14 protein-coding genes, 1 tRNA gene and 1 pseudogene are annotated in these 16,251 nt (G+C 64.0%); 6 read left to right on the forward strand and 10 right to left on the reverse strand.

The genetic code is table 11. The features are described from left to right. Positions 1-4: 4 nt before the first annotated feature. Positions 5-1,000: a homoserine kinase gene (locus IVA96_RS11315; protein ID WP_247277929.1), complete on the forward strand. Its 996-nt coding sequence runs from the start codon at positions 5-7 to the stop codon at positions 998-1,000. Further along, entirely contained in the window at positions 997-1,461 is a 465-nt protein-coding gene (gene rnhA, locus IVA96_RS11320) for a ribonuclease HI (RefSeq protein ID WP_247277928.1), read from the forward strand. The genes IVA96_RS11315 and rnhA overlap by 4 nt, the downstream gene beginning before the upstream one ends. A gap of 72 nt (positions 1,462-1,533) precedes the next feature. On the opposite strand, the gene mbfA is transcribed toward rnhA, so the two are convergent. The 6 genes and pseudogenes from mbfA to IVA96_RS11355 form a co-directional block, all read right to left on the reverse strand. After that, on the reverse strand, positions 1,534-2,505 hold the full coding sequence (mbfA, locus tag IVA96_RS11325; protein ID WP_247277927.1) for an iron exporter MbfA: 972 nt from the start codon (positions 2,503-2,505) through the stop codon (positions 1,534-1,536). 63 nt (positions 2,506-2,568) lie between these two features. Further along, positions 2,569-3,717, reverse strand: a pseudogene (locus tag IVA96_RS35695) (alpha/beta hydrolase). Positions 3,718-3,833: 116 nt separating this feature from the next. Next, a complete protein-coding gene (locus IVA96_RS11340; protein ID WP_247277926.1) occupies positions 3,834-4,703 on the reverse strand; it encodes an MBL fold metallo-hydrolase in 870 nt (289 codons plus the stop codon). Between the two features lie 15 nt (positions 4,704-4,718). Then, complete coding sequence (locus tag IVA96_RS11345; protein WP_247277925.1) at positions 4,719-5,330, reverse strand: glutathione S-transferase family protein; 612 nt, start codon at positions 5,328-5,330, stop codon at positions 4,719-4,721. Positions 5,331-5,511: 181 nt separating this feature from the next. Beyond that, positions 5,512-6,354, reverse strand: a complete 843-nt coding sequence (locus IVA96_RS11350) for a fumarylacetoacetate hydrolase family protein (RefSeq protein WP_247277924.1) — start codon at positions 6,352-6,354, stop codon at positions 5,512-5,514. 210 nt (positions 6,355-6,564) lie between these two features. Beyond that, on the reverse strand, positions 6,565-7,413 hold the full coding sequence (locus IVA96_RS11355) for an MBL fold metallo-hydrolase (RefSeq protein WP_247277923.1): 849 nt from the start codon (positions 7,411-7,413) through the stop codon (positions 6,565-6,567). Between the two features lie 112 nt (positions 7,414-7,525). On the opposite strand from IVA96_RS11355, the gene IVA96_RS11360 reads away from it, so the two are divergent. Then, a complete protein-coding gene (locus IVA96_RS11360; RefSeq protein WP_247277922.1) occupies positions 7,526-8,002 on the forward strand; it encodes a DUF3775 domain-containing protein in 477 nt (158 codons plus the stop codon). Positions 8,003-8,049: 47 nt separating this feature from the next. Here the strand turns inward: IVA96_RS11360 and IVA96_RS11365 are convergent, their stop codons facing one another. Next, positions 8,050-8,832 (reverse strand): SDR family oxidoreductase, encoded by a 783-nt coding sequence (locus tag IVA96_RS11365; protein WP_247277921.1) that lies wholly within the window; start codon positions 8,830-8,832, stop codon positions 8,050-8,052. Between the two features lie 201 nt (positions 8,833-9,033). Then, on the reverse strand, positions 9,034-9,546 hold the full coding sequence (locus tag IVA96_RS11370) for a CvpA family protein (protein ID WP_247277920.1): 513 nt from the start codon (positions 9,544-9,546) through the stop codon (positions 9,034-9,036). 136 nt (positions 9,547-9,682) lie between these two features. Here IVA96_RS11370 and IVA96_RS11375 point away from each other — a divergent pair, with 136 nt between their 5' ends. Together IVA96_RS11375 and IVA96_RS11380 are read left to right on the forward strand one after the other, a co-directional pair. Further along, entirely contained in the window at positions 9,683-10,444 is a 762-nt protein-coding gene (locus IVA96_RS11375; protein WP_247277919.1) for an SDR family oxidoreductase, read from the forward strand. Between the two features lie 493 nt (positions 10,445-10,937). After that, positions 10,938-11,014, forward strand: a tRNA-Met gene (locus IVA96_RS11380). A 90-nt stretch (positions 11,015-11,104) separates the two neighbouring features. Here the strand turns inward: IVA96_RS11380 and IVA96_RS11385 are convergent. Both IVA96_RS11385 and IVA96_RS11390 read right to left on the reverse strand, forming a co-directional pair. After that, on the reverse strand, positions 11,105-12,142 hold the full coding sequence (locus IVA96_RS11385) for a thermonuclease family protein (RefSeq protein ID WP_247277918.1): 1,038 nt from the start codon (positions 12,140-12,142) through the stop codon (positions 11,105-11,107). A 302-nt stretch (positions 12,143-12,444) separates the two neighbouring features. After that, positions 12,445-12,939 carry a hypothetical protein gene (locus IVA96_RS11390; protein ID WP_247277917.1) on the reverse strand — a complete coding sequence of 165 codons (495 nt, stop codon included), beginning with the start codon at positions 12,937-12,939 and terminating at the stop codon, positions 12,445-12,447. 255 nt (positions 12,940-13,194) lie between these two features. On the opposite strand from IVA96_RS11390, the gene IVA96_RS11395 reads away from it, so the two are divergent. Beyond that, entirely contained in the window at positions 13,195-16,251 is a 3,057-nt protein-coding gene (locus IVA96_RS11395) for an AAA family ATPase (protein ID WP_247417241.1), read from the forward strand.

Consider the following 16,251-nt stretch of genomic DNA (forward strand, 5'->3'; position numbering starts at 1 on the left):
CTGCATGGCGGTCTACACCGACGTTGCCGCCGATGAGCTTGCGGATTTCCTGAAGCAATACGATCTCGGCGAACTGCTCTCCTACAAGGGCATCGCCGAGGGCGTCGAAAACTCCAACTTCCTGCTGCACACGAGCCAGGGAAACAAGCAGGCCTCGTTCATCCTCACGCTCTATGAGAAGCGCGTGGCGAAGAACGACCTGCCGTTCTTCCTCGCGCTGATGACGCATCTCGCCGAGCATGGCATCAACTGCCCGTTGCCGGTGAAGGCGAGGGACGGCGAGGCGCTGCGCGAGCTGGCGGGCCGGCCGGCCGCGATCATCACCTTTCTCGAGGGCATGTGGCCGCGCAAGCCGAATGTGGCCCATTGCGCCGGCGTCGGCGAGGCGCTGGCGAAAATGCACCTGGCTGGCGCCAACTTTGCGATCAAGCGCGCCAATGCGCTCTCGGTCGCGGGCTGGCGGCCGCTGTTCGATGCGGCCGCAAGCCGCGCCGACGAGGTGCAGCCGGGGCTGCGCGTCTTTCTCGCCGCGGAGCTCGATCATCTCTCGAGCGGGGTCTGGCCCACCAATCTACCGGAGGGCGTGATCCATGCCGACCTCTTCAACGATAACGTCTTCTTTCTCGGCGACCGGCTCTCGGGGATGATCGACTTCACCTTCGCCTGCAACGACATGCTGGCCTATGACGTCGCGATCTGCCTCAACGCCTGGTGTTTCGAGCCGGATCATTCCTTCAACGTCACCAAGGCGCGCGCCTTCCTCAATGCCTATGGCCGGGTGCGAAAGCTCTCCGAAGCCGAAGAGGCGGCGCTGCCGCTGCTCGCGCGCGGCGCTGCGATCCGTTTCCTGCTGACGCGGCTGGTCGACTGGCTCAACGTGCCGCCGGGCGCGCTGGTGCGGCCAAAGGATCCGCTGGAATATGTCCGCAAGCTGCGCTTCCACCAGAGCGTGACGAGCGTGCGCGACTATGGGCTGATGCCGTCAGGACTGGTGGCGTGAGCGAGCTTCCTAACGTCACGATCTATACCGACGGCGCCTGCTCGGGAAATCCCGGTCCGGGCGGCTGGGGCGCAATCCTGAAGTTCGGCGACAAGGAGAAGGAGCTGAACGGCGGCGAGCGTCACACCACCAACAACCAGATGGAGTTGATGGCGGCGATCTCAGCGCTCGAAGCACTGAAGAGGCCGTGCACGGTCGATCTCTACACCGACAGCCAATATGTCCGTCAGGGCATCACGGGGTGGATCTTCGGGTGGAAGCGCAACGGCTGGCGCACCGCCGACAAGAAACCGGTGAAGAATGTCGAGCTATGGCAGCGTCTCGATGCCGCGCTGAAGCAGCACGAGGTCCGCTGGCATTGGGTCAAGGGCCATGCCGGGCATCCGGAGAACGAGCGCGCCGATCAGCTCGCGCGGGACGGCATCGCGATGGCGCGGTTGCAGCAGAGAGTGCGGGAGTAGTAGCGCCGTCTCGGGCGTCGCCAAGCTCTCTCCAGCCGGCCAAGGCGGGCGATGACACCGGGGGTGAGGCTACTACGCCGCCCCGATCACGATCCCCACCGCCAGCACGATGGCGCCGCCGAGCACGATCTGGAACACGGCCTGGAGAAACGGCGTGTCCATGTAGCGCGAGCGGATGAAGGCGATCGCCCACAATTCGAAGAACACGACGACGCAGGCGATGGCGGTCGCGACCCAGAATGCGTTGGCCCAGCTGTCGGGCACGAGATAGGGCGCGGTGTGGCCGAGCCCGCCGAGCGTCGTCATCGCGCCGCACGTGAGGCCGCGCAGCCAGGGCGAGCCGCGCCCCGTTAGCGAGCCGTCGTCGGAGAGAGCTTCCGCAAAGCCCATGCTGATGCCGGCGCCGATCGACGCGGCAAGGCCGACCAGAAATGTCTGCCAGTTCTGATGCGTGGCGAAGGCGGCCGCAAACAGCGGCGCCAGCGTTGAGACCGATCCGTCCATCAGGCCCGCGAGGCCCGGCTGCACATATTGCAGCACAAACATCCGCCGCCGTGTCCGGTCCTCCTCGGCGCGCACGTCGGGCTTGAGGATCTCGTCGGTGAGCGCGACGGCCCGATTCTCGTGATGCCTCTCTTCCTCGGCGAGATCGCCGAGCAGGCGGCGCACACCGACATCCTCCGCCTGCTCGGCAGCCCGCGCGTAGAAGCGCTCGGCTTCGAGCTCCATGGTCTCGACTTCCTTCCGGATCGTGTCGAGCGGCAGGTTCTTGGTCAGCCATATCGGGCGGCGGCGCAGGAAGCCCTTCACGTCCTCGCGGCGGATCGGCGGCAGATGCGAACCAAAACGCTCCTCGTAGAGCTGGAGCAGGCGATGCCGGTGGCCGCGTTCCTCCTCGGCCATCTCCTCGAAGATCTTGGCCGTGTCCGGGTAGCGCTCGCGCAAGTCCTCGGCGAAGGTCATGTAGATGCGGCTGTCCTCCTCCTCGGAGGAAATCGCGACCGCAAGCACCTCGCGCTCGGTCAGGTCGGCAAAGTTCTTCACGACGGTCCTGCCATTAGTTTAGAATTATTCTAAACTATAGGTCGCCGCGGTTCCCCGGTCAAATCAGCCGGTGCGGGCCTTGGCGAGGAAGTCCAGCAACAGCCGGCCGACTTCGGCGGGCTGCTCCTGCTGCACCCAATGGCCGGCGCCATCGACGAGATGGCAGCCGAGCATCTTCGTGCACGCGCGCGCCTGCATCGCCTCGAACGCGCCGGGGCGTTGATAGGTGCCCCAATCCTGCTTGCCCGAGATGAAACAGGAGGGCACGTCGATGCCGCGGCCAGAGAACAATTGCAGTTCGCGATTGAAAGCGCCCGAGGTGCCGCAGCGATACCATTGCAGCCCGCCCTGGAATCCGGTGCGGCCATATTCGGCGCTGTAGTAGGCGAGCTCGCGGTCCGGTAGCCATTGATTGGCGGCGATCGCGCTCGGCGACGGCATCTCCTTGGCCACCGTCTCAGCCATCGTCTCGTTCAGGTCCATCACGTAATAGGTCGGCAGCTTCGCCAGTTCATTCGCCGACTATGATGCCAGCGGATACGGCTTGTTGTCGGACCAGTCCGCGCTCTTGTGATGATAGTAGGCGCGCAGGAAATCGTGCACGCCCTGCGGCGCGCAGTGCATGTCGGCGTTGGCCGCGCGTGTCGAATAGTACCATTGATAGTGTTTTCGCGGACGCGGCAGCGCGGCGAGTTCGCGATGCACGGCGTCTTCGGCCGCAGGCTTTGCCGGCGTGTCGACTGTGTTGAAAGGCAGCGGCGGCGGTCCACCGAACGGCGCGCTCATCATCGTCACCGAGCGAAACACGTCGGGCCGGCTCAGGGCGCACCAGGCCGCGACCGCGCTGCCGAAATCGTGCCCGACCACATCGACCTGTCGGTAGCCGAAAGCCGCCACCAGGGCGAGCGCATCACGTACCAGGTTGAAGAGCGAGAAGGGCGCGAGATCGCCGTCGTACTCGGCGCGCCATCCCATCGTGCGCCCATAGCCGCGCTGGTCCGGCGCGATCACGTGATAGCCCGCCGCAGCTAGCACCGGCATCACCTTGCGCCAGGAGAAGGCCAGCTCGGGAAAGCCGTGCAGCAAGAGAATGCACGGCCGGCCCCCGGTTTCGAACCCGGCTTCCAGCACATGCATGCGCAAGCCGTTGATGCCATCGACATAGCGTGCGCGGATGCCGGCGGGGAGCGGGACGTCGGGGAGATCGGCCATAGGCGCTTCCTCGTGATGGCCCGGCTTGTCCCGGCCATCTACGTTCTTCGTTGCCGTTGATTGTAAGAACCTAGATGCCAGGCACAAGCCCGGGCATGTGAAGAGAGGTCGTTCCGCTAGGCCGCCGCGCAGACGAAGCCGCTGCCCTTGCGCTTGATCTTGCCCACCGACGGCGAGGGGAAATGCGCCGTGCAGCACAGCGTGTCGGTGTCGCAATAGCGCTCCAGGAAGCCGCGGCGCGTTTTCGCCGCTGTCGCCTGATCGACGTCGAACTTCATCGACAACTCGGGATAGAGCGCCTGCAATGGCGAGTGGATGAGATCGCCGGAGAACACCGCATCGTCCTTGCCGCGTCCGACAGTGAAGGCGACATGGCCCGGCGTGTGGCCCGGCGTCGGCAGGATGCGGATGTGATCGCCGATCTGATGGTCACTGCCGACGAGTTCGTGGCGCCCCGCCTCCACCACCGGCAGCACGCTGTCGGCAAAGGGCGGGACCTCCGCCTTCGCATTCTGCTCGGTCCAGTAGTCGAACTCACGCTTGGCGAAGACGTAGCGCGCCTTGGGGAAGGTCGGTACCCAGCGGCCGTTCTCGAGCCGGGTGTTCCAGCCGACATGATCCGCATGCAGATGCGTGCACATCACGAAGTCGATGTCGTCCACCGACACGCCGGCAGCATTGAGCCCGCGCAGATACGTGTCGTCGGTCTTCATGTGCCATTTCGGCCGCTGCGGCCGCGGCTTGTCGTTGCCGATGCAACTGTCGATCAGGATGGTGTGATGCGGCGTCTTCACCACGTAGGACTGGAAGCACAGGATCAGCGTGTCCTGCTCGTCCAGTGCCTTGGCCTGCCGCATCCATGCGCGGTTCTCGGCCAGCACCTCCGCCGTCAGCCCGGGAATGAACTCCAGCGCCGGGAAGAACGGGACTTCCTGCTCGATGACGCGATGGATGGTGAGATCGCCGACGGAGTATTTGAGGCTCATGAGAGCTCCTGCGAATTATGCCGGAGGCGGCACCGAGATTTTCACGGAAGGCCGCTCCAGCATTCTCTGATGGAAGGCGTCGAGCTTGGGATAGGCTTGGCGCCAGCCGCAATCGGCGAAGCGGAAGTCGGCATAGCCGAGCACGCAAACGAGGCCGATCTGCGAGATGTCGAACGGGCCGTTCAGCACCTCTGGCATATTCTCGAAGCGTGCCATGCCCGTCCAGGCCCTGTTCCAGTGGTCGTCCGACCATGCCTGCCATTGCAGGCCCTGCGGCCGCACCATCTTCTCGTAGCGGCACAGCAGCATGGAATCGAGCATGCCGTTGAGCAGCGAGTGGTTGGTCTTGGTCTTCCAGCGCCGCGGCCCGTAGTCCGGGATCAGGCTGCCGCCGGCGATCTCGTTGAGATATTCGACGATGACGTAGGAGTCCAAAATCACGTCGCCGTCATTGGTGATCAGCACCGGCAGCTTCTTCAGCGGCGTGATGCGCGAATAATCCTCGTTGGCGGTGCCCGGCGCGACGGTTGCGGGCACGAGCTCGATCTTGTCGATCAGCCCGAGTTCGACCGCAGCGATGCGCACCTTGCGGGCGAAGGGCGAGGCGGGGGAGAAGGTGAGTTTCATCTGAATAACCTCTATCCAAACACACACGCCTCATCCTGAGGAGTGCGCCTCTTCGGCGCGCGTCTCGAAGGACGGAATGGGAGGCGTTCTCTCGTCACCCGGCCAATGCGTCGAGTGACCGTGTTATTGGCGCATCCTTCGAGACGCGCATTGCGCGTTCCTAAGGATGAGGGCGGAGAGCCTACGCCGCGATGATCTCCTGGCGCTGCTCGCCGAGACCTTCGATGCCGAGCGTGACGACGTCGCCGACATTGAGGAAGGTCGGCGGCTTCATGCCGAGGCCGACGCCGGGCGGGGTGCCCGTGGTGATGATGTCGCCGGGCAACAGCGTCATGAACTGCGACACATAGGAGACGCACTTGGCCATGGAGAAGATCATGGTCTTGGTCGAGCCGGTCTGGCGGCGCTGGCCGTTGACGTCGAGCCACATCGAGAGGTCCTGCACGTCCTTGATCTCGTCCTTGGTGGCGAGCCATGGGCCGAGCGGGCCGAACGTGTCGTGCGACTTGCCCTTGGTCCATTGGCCCAGGCGCTCGGTCTGGAAGTTGCGTTCGGAGACGTCGTTGCAGACGCAATAGCCGGCGACGTAGTTCAGCGCATCGGCTTCCGAGACATATTTGGCGCGGGTGCCGATGATCGCGGCGATCTCGACTTCCCAGTCGAGCTTGGTCGAGCCGCGCGGCTTCTCGACCGGATCGTTCGGGCCGGAGAGCGAGGTGTTGGCCTTCATGAAGATGATCGGCTCGGTCGGGATCGCAGCGCCCGTCTCCTTGGCGTGGTCGCTGTAATTGAGGCCGATGGCGACGAATTTCGAGATGCCGGTGACCGGTGCGCCGAAGCGGGGCTTGCCGGACACCGCGGGCAGCGAGGCGGGGTCGAGGCTCGCCAGCTTTTTCAGAGATTCCGGCGAATAGGCCTCACCGGTCAGGTCCTTCACATGCGCCGACAGGTCGCGCAACTGGCCGGATTTGTCGATCAGGCCGGGCTTTTCCGCACCCTTCTCGCCATAACGAACAAGCTTCATTCTCGTTTCTCCCTGGGAATAGACCGATCGGTTGAACAGCTTCATGGAACAGGGCGGCGGGAAATTCAACCGCTCACTGCCGGGCGTTTCCGCATTACACCCCCTCATCCTGAGGGCCCGCCGAAGGCGGGCATCTCGAAGGATGGCCGCGGGCGGGGCCTTCATGGTTCGAGACGCGCGAAGACGCGCTCCTCACCATGAGGAGTACCGTCACCCCAGCGCCACAAACCTGAACGCGTCGCCATCCCGCTTGATATGCCCGGCCGAGAAATGCCCGCCGATCACCAGCGTCGGCGTGTCGGCAAAGCGGCCGAACAAGTCGCGCCGCGTTTCGGCCGATTGCGCCTGGTTGGAATCCGCGGTCGAGGACCAGTCGAGATGCGCCATCTGGCAGGGGTGGTGGGCGACGTCGCCGGTGAGCAGGCCCTGCTCGCCGTCGGACTGGATCAGGATGCTCATATGGCCGGGGCTGTGGCCTGGCGTCGGGATCATGCTGATCTCGTCGTAGAGCTGGCGGTCGCTCGCGATCAGATCGGCCCTGCCGGCATCGACGATCGGCTGCACGGAATCATTGAACACCGCTGCCTTGTCCGGTTCGGCGGAGTGGTCGCGCCAGTGCTCGTATTCGGTCTTGCCGAACACGTAGCGCGCATTCGCAAAGGTGGGCAGCCATTTGCCGTCGACCAGCTTCGTATTCCAGCCGACATGATCGACGTGAAGATGCGTGCACAGCACCGTGTCGATGCTGTCAGGCGCGAAGCCTGCCGCCGTCATCGTCTCCAGAAATGGTGTGCTGCGATGATTCCAGGTTGGGACGTTGCGGCCCTGCTTGTCGTTGCCGAGCCCGGTGTCGACCACGATCCGGCGCGTCGGCGTCTCCACCACCAGCGAATGGATCGACATCTTCAGCCGGCCTTCTTCGGTGGCGAAATGCGGGATCAACCAGGGCAACTTCTGGATCTCTGCGTTCCCTGCGAGCGGCAGGATGAAGCGGGTCGAGCCGACCGTCTCCAATTCCACCACCTTCGTGATTTTGACCCTGCCCACCTTCCACTGCATCGGCGCCTTCCCATGTTCTTGTTTTGGTGCCGAAACATGCGGCCTTCCGCCATGGAGCGCAATGGATCATCTGACGCGATGCGGCGTTATCGCGGGAACCGGAGGAGGAGCCATGCCAGAGCTTGCAATATCCGCTGAAAAAGTCGCTTTTATCATCGAGAAGGCGCGCGAATTGGACGTCAAGGAGGGCGATTCCGATCCGGATTCCGGCTCGAACCCGAGCGATGACGATGCGCTCGACGTTCTCGAGGACGACGGCTCCGATCCTGTCGTCCAAGAGCTCGGGAGCTTCATGATTGCCCTGAACGAGGACGAGCAGCTCGATCTCGTCGCGCTGACGTGGCTCGGCCGCGGCGACGGCACGATCGATGATTGGGACGATTTGCGCACCCGCGCAGTGGAGGCGCGGAATGAATATCGCAGTCCGCGCCGCGAAACGGTGCACTATCTGCTCGGCGAGCCCATGCTGGGCGATCTGCTCGCCGACGGTCTCGACGCATTCGGCATCGACTGGACCGATGAGCGCACCACCGCTGATTCCTCCGCTCCAAGTCAGCAGGACGAGGACGAACCGACCAAGCAGCGGTGAGACGGAGAATGCTCTCCCCGTAAGAACGGGGAGAGCGAGATGCGCGACTACAGGGTCCCCGGGAACGCGCCGCCATCCAGCAAAATGTTCTGCCCGGTGATGAAGCCGGCCTTGGCGCCGCAAAGGAAGGCGCAGGCATAACCGAACTCGTCGGGCTGGCCGAAGCGGCCGGCGGGGTTCTGCTTGGCGCGCTCGGCCAGGATCTGCTCCGGCGTGACGCCGCGCTTGTCGGCCTCGGCCTTGGCGGTGCCGGTCAGGCGGTCAGTCTCGAACGGGCCAGGCAACAGGCCATTGATGGTGACGTTGTTGATCACGGTCTTGCGCGACAGGCCGGCGATGAAGCCGGTGAGGCCGGCGCGCGCGCCGTTGGAAAGGCCGAGGATGTCGATCGGCGCCTTGACGGCGGCCGAGGTGATGTTGACGATGCGGCCGAACTTGCGCGCCATCATGCCGTCCACCGTCGCCTTGATCAGCTCGATCGGGGTGAGCATGTTGGCGTCGATTGCCTTGATCCAATCGTCGCGGGTCCAGTTGCGGAAATCGCCGGGCGGCGGGCCGCCGGCATTGTTGATCAGGATATCAGGCTCGGGGCAGGCCTTCAGCACGGCCTCGCGGCCTGCCGGCGTCGTGATGTCGCCGACGATCTCGGTGACGGTCACGCCGGAATAGGCTTTGCGGATGTCGTCGGCCGTCTTCTTCAAGGCCTCGGCGCCGCGCGCGGTCAGGGTGACATGAACCCCGGCCTCGGCCAGCGAGATGGCGCAGGCGCGCCCGAGGCCCTTGCTGGATGCGCAGACGATGGCGCGGCGACCTTTGATCCCAAGATCCACTGTTTCACTCCCGTAATGTCAGGTAGGTTTTGGACGGCGGCTACTCTATCCAACCTCGACGCTGCTGATAAGGGACGGGCCCGCTTCAAAATGCATGGCGCGCGCTGCGGCGATGCAAATGCGGAGGCATGGTCCGGAAGAATGTATCGCGGTTTTCTAAAGAGATCATGCCCAAACAACAAAGCGCGATCTGATCGCGCCTCAGATGCGCCGCTCCTGCTTGAGGCGGTCGATCGCGGCAGCCGCCTCCGGCGGCAGCGACTTGAATCCCATCTGTCCTACCGTCGAGAACAGCGGGCGCAGATGCGAGCCCGCGAGAAAAGGCGGCTGGCGGTTGGCCGGCACGATCTGGTCGAACACCGCTACCAGTGTGGTGGCGACGAGGCCGACCCTGATGGTGCCGAGCGCGGCGCCGCCGAGCCGGTCGCCGATGCCGGCCTCGCCGATGGTGTCGTTCAGGGCGGTGCGGCCGATATGCCCGAGCAGCATGCCGATCACCACAAAGATGGCGAAGAACCAGATCCAGTTCTGGAGCAGCGGTGAATTCGCGTTGGCTGCGATCTGCGGCGCGATCAGCGGCATCAGCGCCACCGCCATCGGCGCGGCGAGCAGATAGGCGAGGATGGTCACAGCGCTGCGCAGCAGCCCGGTCCTGAAACCGAGGCCGACCGCGATGGCGAGTGCCGAATAGACCGCGAGATCGAAACTGTTCATGCCTGCGAGCTCACCTCAGGAAACGTTGCTGCGCTGGAACGAATGAACGCCGAGCCGATCATTCCGGTTTCAGATCGCTAAAATCGTCTGTATTGATGGCTTCAAAAGCTCAGGGATTACGCCCAAGGAAATCGTCATGGCAGACCTATTCGACGTCAGTGAAGAAACCATCCTCGTGACCGGCGCGAGCCAGGGGCTGGGACGGCAATTTGCCCGAGTGCTGGCGGCCCATGGTGCATCCGTCGCGCTCGCGGCGCGGCAGACCGACAAGCTGAAGAGCCTGGAAGAAGAGATCCGCGGCAATGGCGGCCGCGCCGCTGCCGTCGCGCTCGACGTCACCGACACCGCGTCGATCGCCAGGGCGGTCGATGCGGCGGAAGCTGCGCTCGGGCCGGTCACCGTGCTGATCAACAATGCCGGCATTGCCATCGAGAAGCTCGCGACCGAGCAGACCGAGGCTGACTGGGATGCCGTGATCGGTGCCAACCTGAAGGGCGCCTATTTCCTCGCGACGGAAGTGGCGCGGCGCATGATCGCGCGCAAGCAGCCGGGCAACATCGTCAACATCGCCTCCGTGCTCGGCACCGGCGTGCTGAAGGCGGTCTCTCCTTACGCGATCTCTAAGGCCGGCATCCTCCAGGCGACCAAGGCGATGGCGCTGGAGCTCGCGGGCCAGAACATCCGGATCAACGCGCTCGCGCCCGGCTATATCGATACCGAGATGAACCACGCCTTCTGGTCGACGCCCGCAGGCGAGCGCCTGGCCAAGCGCATCCCGCAGCGCCGCGTCGGCGCCGAGTCCGATCTCGACGGCGCGATCCTGTTGCTGGCGTCGAACGCCTCGCGCTACATGACGGGCAGTGTGGTGACGGTGGACGGCGGGTTCTTATTGAATTGAGCTACGCTGCGCTATTGGCGCGCGAGAGCTTTACTCCGGTCTCGTCCCGGACAAAGGCGTCCGATTGCGTCCCGCGGCCGCCGCGAGCCGGCTCGGCCGCGACCGCGCGACCATGGCACCGAAAGGCATCCTCCAGCGCCTGCAGCGGGGTGTTTGTCAGGGATTGTCCAAGGCACGGTCCATGGCAGCATCCCCTAAATGACGTTGCGCCCTGATTTTGTTACGGCCAAGCTGGCTCTTTGCGGAACTCCTGGCAAGTGCATGCCGAAACGGCCCCAAAACCGGTCCATCCGCCTGTCACAAAGTCGAAAAAAACGTTCCCGCAGCCCTTTCCAAAGGCAGCCCGCCTTGTTACATACGCCCCGCACCCGACGGGCTTTGCCCCGGGTCGCCTTCCAAGGAAGCCTTTGGGACGGACGAAGCAAGCCACGCGAACAGCGCCGGCCCTAACCGACCGTCCCCGGCCTTTGGCGAAGGCAAAGCAAGTGTTTAACGCGGGGTGGAGCAGCCCGGTAGCTCGTCAGGCTCATAACCTGAAGGTCATAGGTTCAAATCCTATCCCCGCAACCAAATTCGGATTGACCGGATCTGATATGAAAATGGCCCGCATGAAGCGGGCCATTTTTGTTTGGTAAATGTTTGTTTGCTAAATCCTGCGCCTCAAAACTCCCTAACCACCTTCCCATCCGCGCCCACCAGCGTCGACGGTGCCTCCCCAAACACCAGCCCCTCTGGCTGAAACTTGATCGTCTTCCCGCCCTCGACGAACTCCGCAAAATTGCGCGGCGTCGCCGAGTGCACGCCGTTCGCCAGGAAGTCATCGATTTCGTAACAGGTGTCGGGCTTGCCGCCGGAGCCTTCGCCCAAAAACTTCTGGAAGGTCTGGCTCGTGATCTTGGCCTTCTTGCGCGCCGACCAGTTGGTGTAGCGGCGGTAGAGCTTTGGCAGGATCACCGGGCCCTTGTCGGTCGCGAGCACGGCGGTCTCGCCGGCCCTGGGCTCGCGCAGGCCGAAGTCGAAGGGGCCAATCGTCTTGGCGAGATGTTTCCAGACCGGCAGCTTCTTTGCGCGCGCCGTCTTGGCGAGCGCGAGGAAGGCCTTGATCTCATCCTCGTTCATCGAGGAGTAGAACGTCGGATAGGCAAAGCCCTGCTCGACCAGCCAGTGATTGATGTCGATTGTCTCGCCACCAACCGTCACCTCGATGTCGCCGACCAGCCGCCCATAGGTGTCGAACACCTCGTTCGGCGCATCGACATGGGTGAACACGCGGCAGGGAAGGGTGACTTCGCCGGGACGGCTGAGGAAATCGTGCAGCACCTTGCTCGCGGTGGCGCCGAGGAATTGTCGGTAGGAATGCGTGACCTCGTGATAGGCCTGCCGCTTGGCCTGCGTCAGACCCTTCTTCTCGGCCGTCGAGAGTGGCGAGGGCTGGTAGTGCAGCTCCGGTGCGTCGATGCCCTGGAGGCGGACGGTGAGCTTGCCGTTCTTGATCGGTGCCGTTGCGGTCCGGCCCTTGACCTTGGCGCCCTCGAAGGCGTGGGTCGGCTGGAATGGCGACGAGTCGTTCTTGCGGAAGCGGATCGCGTCCGGCGCGATGGCCACCACGACCTTGGTGGTGTCGGCGTCCGACCGCCCCTCCGGCCAGAACTGGCCGACATCAATCGTACCTTCAACCTCCAACAGTCCAACGGGCATCGGCCGCTCCTGTCACGGCGCACGACGACTTCTGAGGAAGCGATTCGCGCGAACAGTGAGGCGTAACCGAGCATCTTCGTGCGACAGGCCCATGACGGCGGCTAGGACAGGCGCGACGCGTTGCGGCCGTGGCCTCAGCTCTCGGCTACACGATGCTGACAACGAGGTTGTCATGGGGTGCGCTCGAAGGGGTAGAGCGACGGACGGCACGCCTTGGCGGGTGGCATCAGTCGCAACAAGACGCCCGCGCGCCTGTCGCGGGCGGCAATGGGTTCTTGAACCAAGAAGAATGCTTCTGAAGATCACGATCGATGCGGACAGACCATCGTCAGATAGAGCAGCGTCGGCGCCTTGTCCTCGCCGTTCCTGTACTCCCACTCCAGCCGGATCTCGTGGCGGTGCGCATAGGCATCGCTCGCCTTGTGCGTGATGATGTTCGTCTTCATCGGGATCGGCGGTTCGGAATTGAAGCACTTCCGGACGCAGGCATCGAGCAGATCGCATCGCGTCAGAGGGATGACACCGGGCTCGTCCTTGGACAGCGGAGCCGTGTTCGGCTGGGTGCTGAGGTCGACGCGGGCCCGGCCCTTCTCCTTGTGCCAGTACTTGGCGCTTCCCTGCGGCCACTTGGATGGCGGGTTCAGGATCAGGTGATACTGGCCATATTCCAGCGTCGGCAGATCGATGTCGTCCGATTCCTTGAGCTTCGCGACGCTCTTTTTCATGTTCGCCAGGGGATAGTAATTTCTGTTCATCAAGTCTCGAAATGCCTTGCCGCTATATACCAGTCCGGCCATCGCCTCTTTCCCCGATATGTCTGTTGTCAAAACTTGGTGCTGGCGGCCGAAATACGCGTCACGCTGCCGCCGATCACACATTCGTTGTGTGCAGGCACGCTACCACCCACGACTGTACTTCGTCCAGAGAGCGATCCGGTAACATCGCGTATCCCGCAAGCCCGATTGCCATGCATTCCTCTATGGGTAATGTACGCCAAACGCCTCGCAGGCGTTGGAGCGGGACTGCCGAGGCAGTTCGTTGAAGGCGCTGAAATGCATTGCTTCGCGTGTCAGTCGACGATTGATCCCGGCGATAGCTGGTGCTCCAAATGCGGAGCGGCGGTGCGCGAGCGCGTTGATCCCGACAGCGAGCGACGCTTTGTGACCATTCTGCGCGCTGACGTCGTCGATTCCACGGGACTTGTTGCCGAGCTCGAGCCGGAGGCGGCGGTGTCGCGTCTCGAACCGGCTCTTGCGGCGATGAGAGGCGCGGTGCGCCAGTTTGGCGGCATCGTCAGTAAAGAGTTGGGCGATGGGTTGGCCGCGGTATTCGGCGCTCCGATCGCCGACGACAACCATGCCCCGCTGGCCTGCCACGCAGCCATCGAACTTGTCCGGCGTGTCGGCAGCCTGGGAGATCCCGGGCTTCAGGTCCGGGTTGGCCTCCACTCAGGCCATGTGGTGGCCTACATGGTCGCCAGCGAATTTTCCAAAGTCTATGAGATCGGCGGAGCCGCCCAGCATCTGGCAGCCCGGCTGGAAGCAGCGGCCGAGGCGAACCAGATCTATGTCTCGCAAGCCTGCCAGGAGCTCGCGGACGGACATGTGCGCTTTGAATTCCTCGGCCGAAAAGCGCTCCGTGGTTTTGGCGAGCCCATGCCCGTGTACCGGATCATGGGCGCAAGCGATCTGTCGAGCTGGCGGGTCCGACGTGCGCGCAGCGTTTCCCGTTTCGTCGATCGCACGACGGAGCGGGCATTGCTATGGCGCGCGACGGAAAGGATTGCGGCCGGCCGGCAAACGGTTCTGCTGATGGGGGATGCCGGCATTGGTAAGTCGCGGCTCGCACATGAGTTCGCCCAGGACCTTCGAGCCAGCGGCTGGCGGCTGATCGATGCCGAGTGCAGCCCGAATCTCCAGGGCGCTCCGTACAGCGCCCTCAAGCGCCTGTTGCTCTCGGTCTTTGATGCAGCTGCGAGGGATCAGACCAGGACGGACGATCCCAGAGACGCGTTGCCGGTGGTGCAGCAGCGCGCCATCGACGCCGTCCTGGACTTGCCGATTTCCGATCCGCAATGGGACGAATTGGAGCCTCACGCCCGCGGCCGCGCGATTTCAGACGCGAGCTGCGCGATCGTCGCGAGCGTCGCCCGTCGCCAACGCACTGTCCTTCTGATCGAAGACCTGCATTGGATCGATCGGGCCAGCGACACGATTGTGGCCACCCTCTCCGGGCTGCAAAGCCCCGATTTGCTTGTGCTGCTGACGACGCGGCCCAACGGAATGCCGGTGTGGATCGCAAATTGTCAGGCGGAGATCGTGGCGATGCGGCCTCTCGACGACGATTCGGGTCTGGCCATGCTCGCGGAGATGCTTGGCCCCGCTACCTCGAATACGGACCTGAAGAATCGGATCATCTCTCACACGGCCAACGTTCCGCTGTTCATCGAGGAGGTCTGCCGAAGTCTGAAGGACAGCGGCCTGCTTCTTGGCCAGTGGGGTGATCTTTCCGTTGCGCGTCCTGTGGACGAGCTCGGCATCCCCAGCAGCATTCAAGGTGTGATCGCGGCACGGCTCGATCGCGTGTCGCGGCAGGAAAGGTCACTTCTTCAGATCGCCGCGGCGCTCGGACGCCGGGCCAACCAAGCCATGTTGCGGAAAGTAGCGGCCCTGCCGGAAAAGGTTCTGCAGGATTGCCTCGCCGCACTCGACCGGGCCGAACTGCTGGTCAAGATCGACAGTGAGTTGGAGGACTCGCTCGAATTTCGGCACGAGATGGTCAGGCAGGTGACCTACGATTCCATGGTCGAGAAGGTGCGCGAAAGCATCCATGCCAGCATACTTGCCGCCCTCGAAGGCGACGAGGCATGGGCCGACGATCCGGATACGCTCTGCTATCACGCGACGCGAGCAAAGGACTGGCAGAAGGCGTTCGACCACGGCAGGAGCGCTGCTCGAAAATGTTTGGTTCGCTCGGCCTATGCCGGCGCGGTCGACTATTTCGAGATTGCGATGGGATCTCTCGACAAGACACCAGTGACGCACGCGCGCGAGGTGAACGCCATTGACATCCGAATGGAAGCACGTCTGGCCTTTGCCGGATCTGGGCGCGTCGCGGAAGCCCTGGATCTGGGAAGGGAGGCCGAACGGCGAGCCGATGCAATCAACGATATTGAGCGCAAGGTCGCGGCCATGACCATGAGGGCGGGCGCACAGAACTTCTATGGAGCGCCGGTCGAAGCTGTCGCGATCGGGGAAGACGTGGTGGATCTGGCGGAGAGCTCGGGCAATCCCGGCTGGCGCAATCTCGCCCAATATGGTCTTGGGCAGGCCTATTTTCTTTCCGGCCGCTACCATCAGGCCGAGAAGATGCTGGCCACGGCCCGCGTCCATCTCGCGGGTCCAACAGCGAGTGCTCCGATCGGCACGACCCCACGATCTTTGCTCCTCCTTTGCTGCATGATGAACAGCATCACCCACACCGTGATGGGCGAGCTCGATGCCGCCGAGCAGCTCCAGCGCGAGGCCGCTGCGATAGCGGGGGAGACCGGTCGGCCCTACGACCGCGTCGCGGCCGCCTATAGCGGCGGCTGGCTGAAGCTGGGGCAGAATGATCCGGCAGCCGCCGCTTCCATCCTCGAGGACGGCTTTGTCCTCGCGCAGAAGCACGGCATCCGGCTGTTCGTGCCGGTGCTCGCCTGCCATCTCGGCATGGCCTATCTGGACCAGGGCCTGTTCGACCGGGCGCGGGGCATGTTGACCGAGGCGCGCGAGGAGGCGAAGGCGGTCGGCTATACTTCGGCGGTGCTGCGCAGCTCGATCTACCTGGCGCTGGCGACCTGGCGCCTCGGCGACGCCGGGACTGCGCAGAACATGCTGCGCGAGGCGCGCAACACGGCGCGCCAGCAGGGGTTTTCGGGCCTCGAGGCCGAGGCCCTGCTTGGCGAAGCCGTGGTGACGCCGGCGTCCAGCGCCGAAGGCAAGGCGGCCATCCTCGCCGCGCTGCGCGCCAGCATCGCGATCGCCTCCGAGAGCGGCGCGCGGCCGCTCCAGCAGAAGGCCGAGGCGATACTGAACGACATGCTCGCGCGAGGCGACGAGCTGACCTGA

Origin of the sequence: Bradyrhizobium sp. 159, assembly GCF_023073795.1 — a bacterium.
Taxonomy (GTDB): domain Bacteria; phylum Pseudomonadota; class Alphaproteobacteria; order Rhizobiales; family Xanthobacteraceae; genus Bradyrhizobium.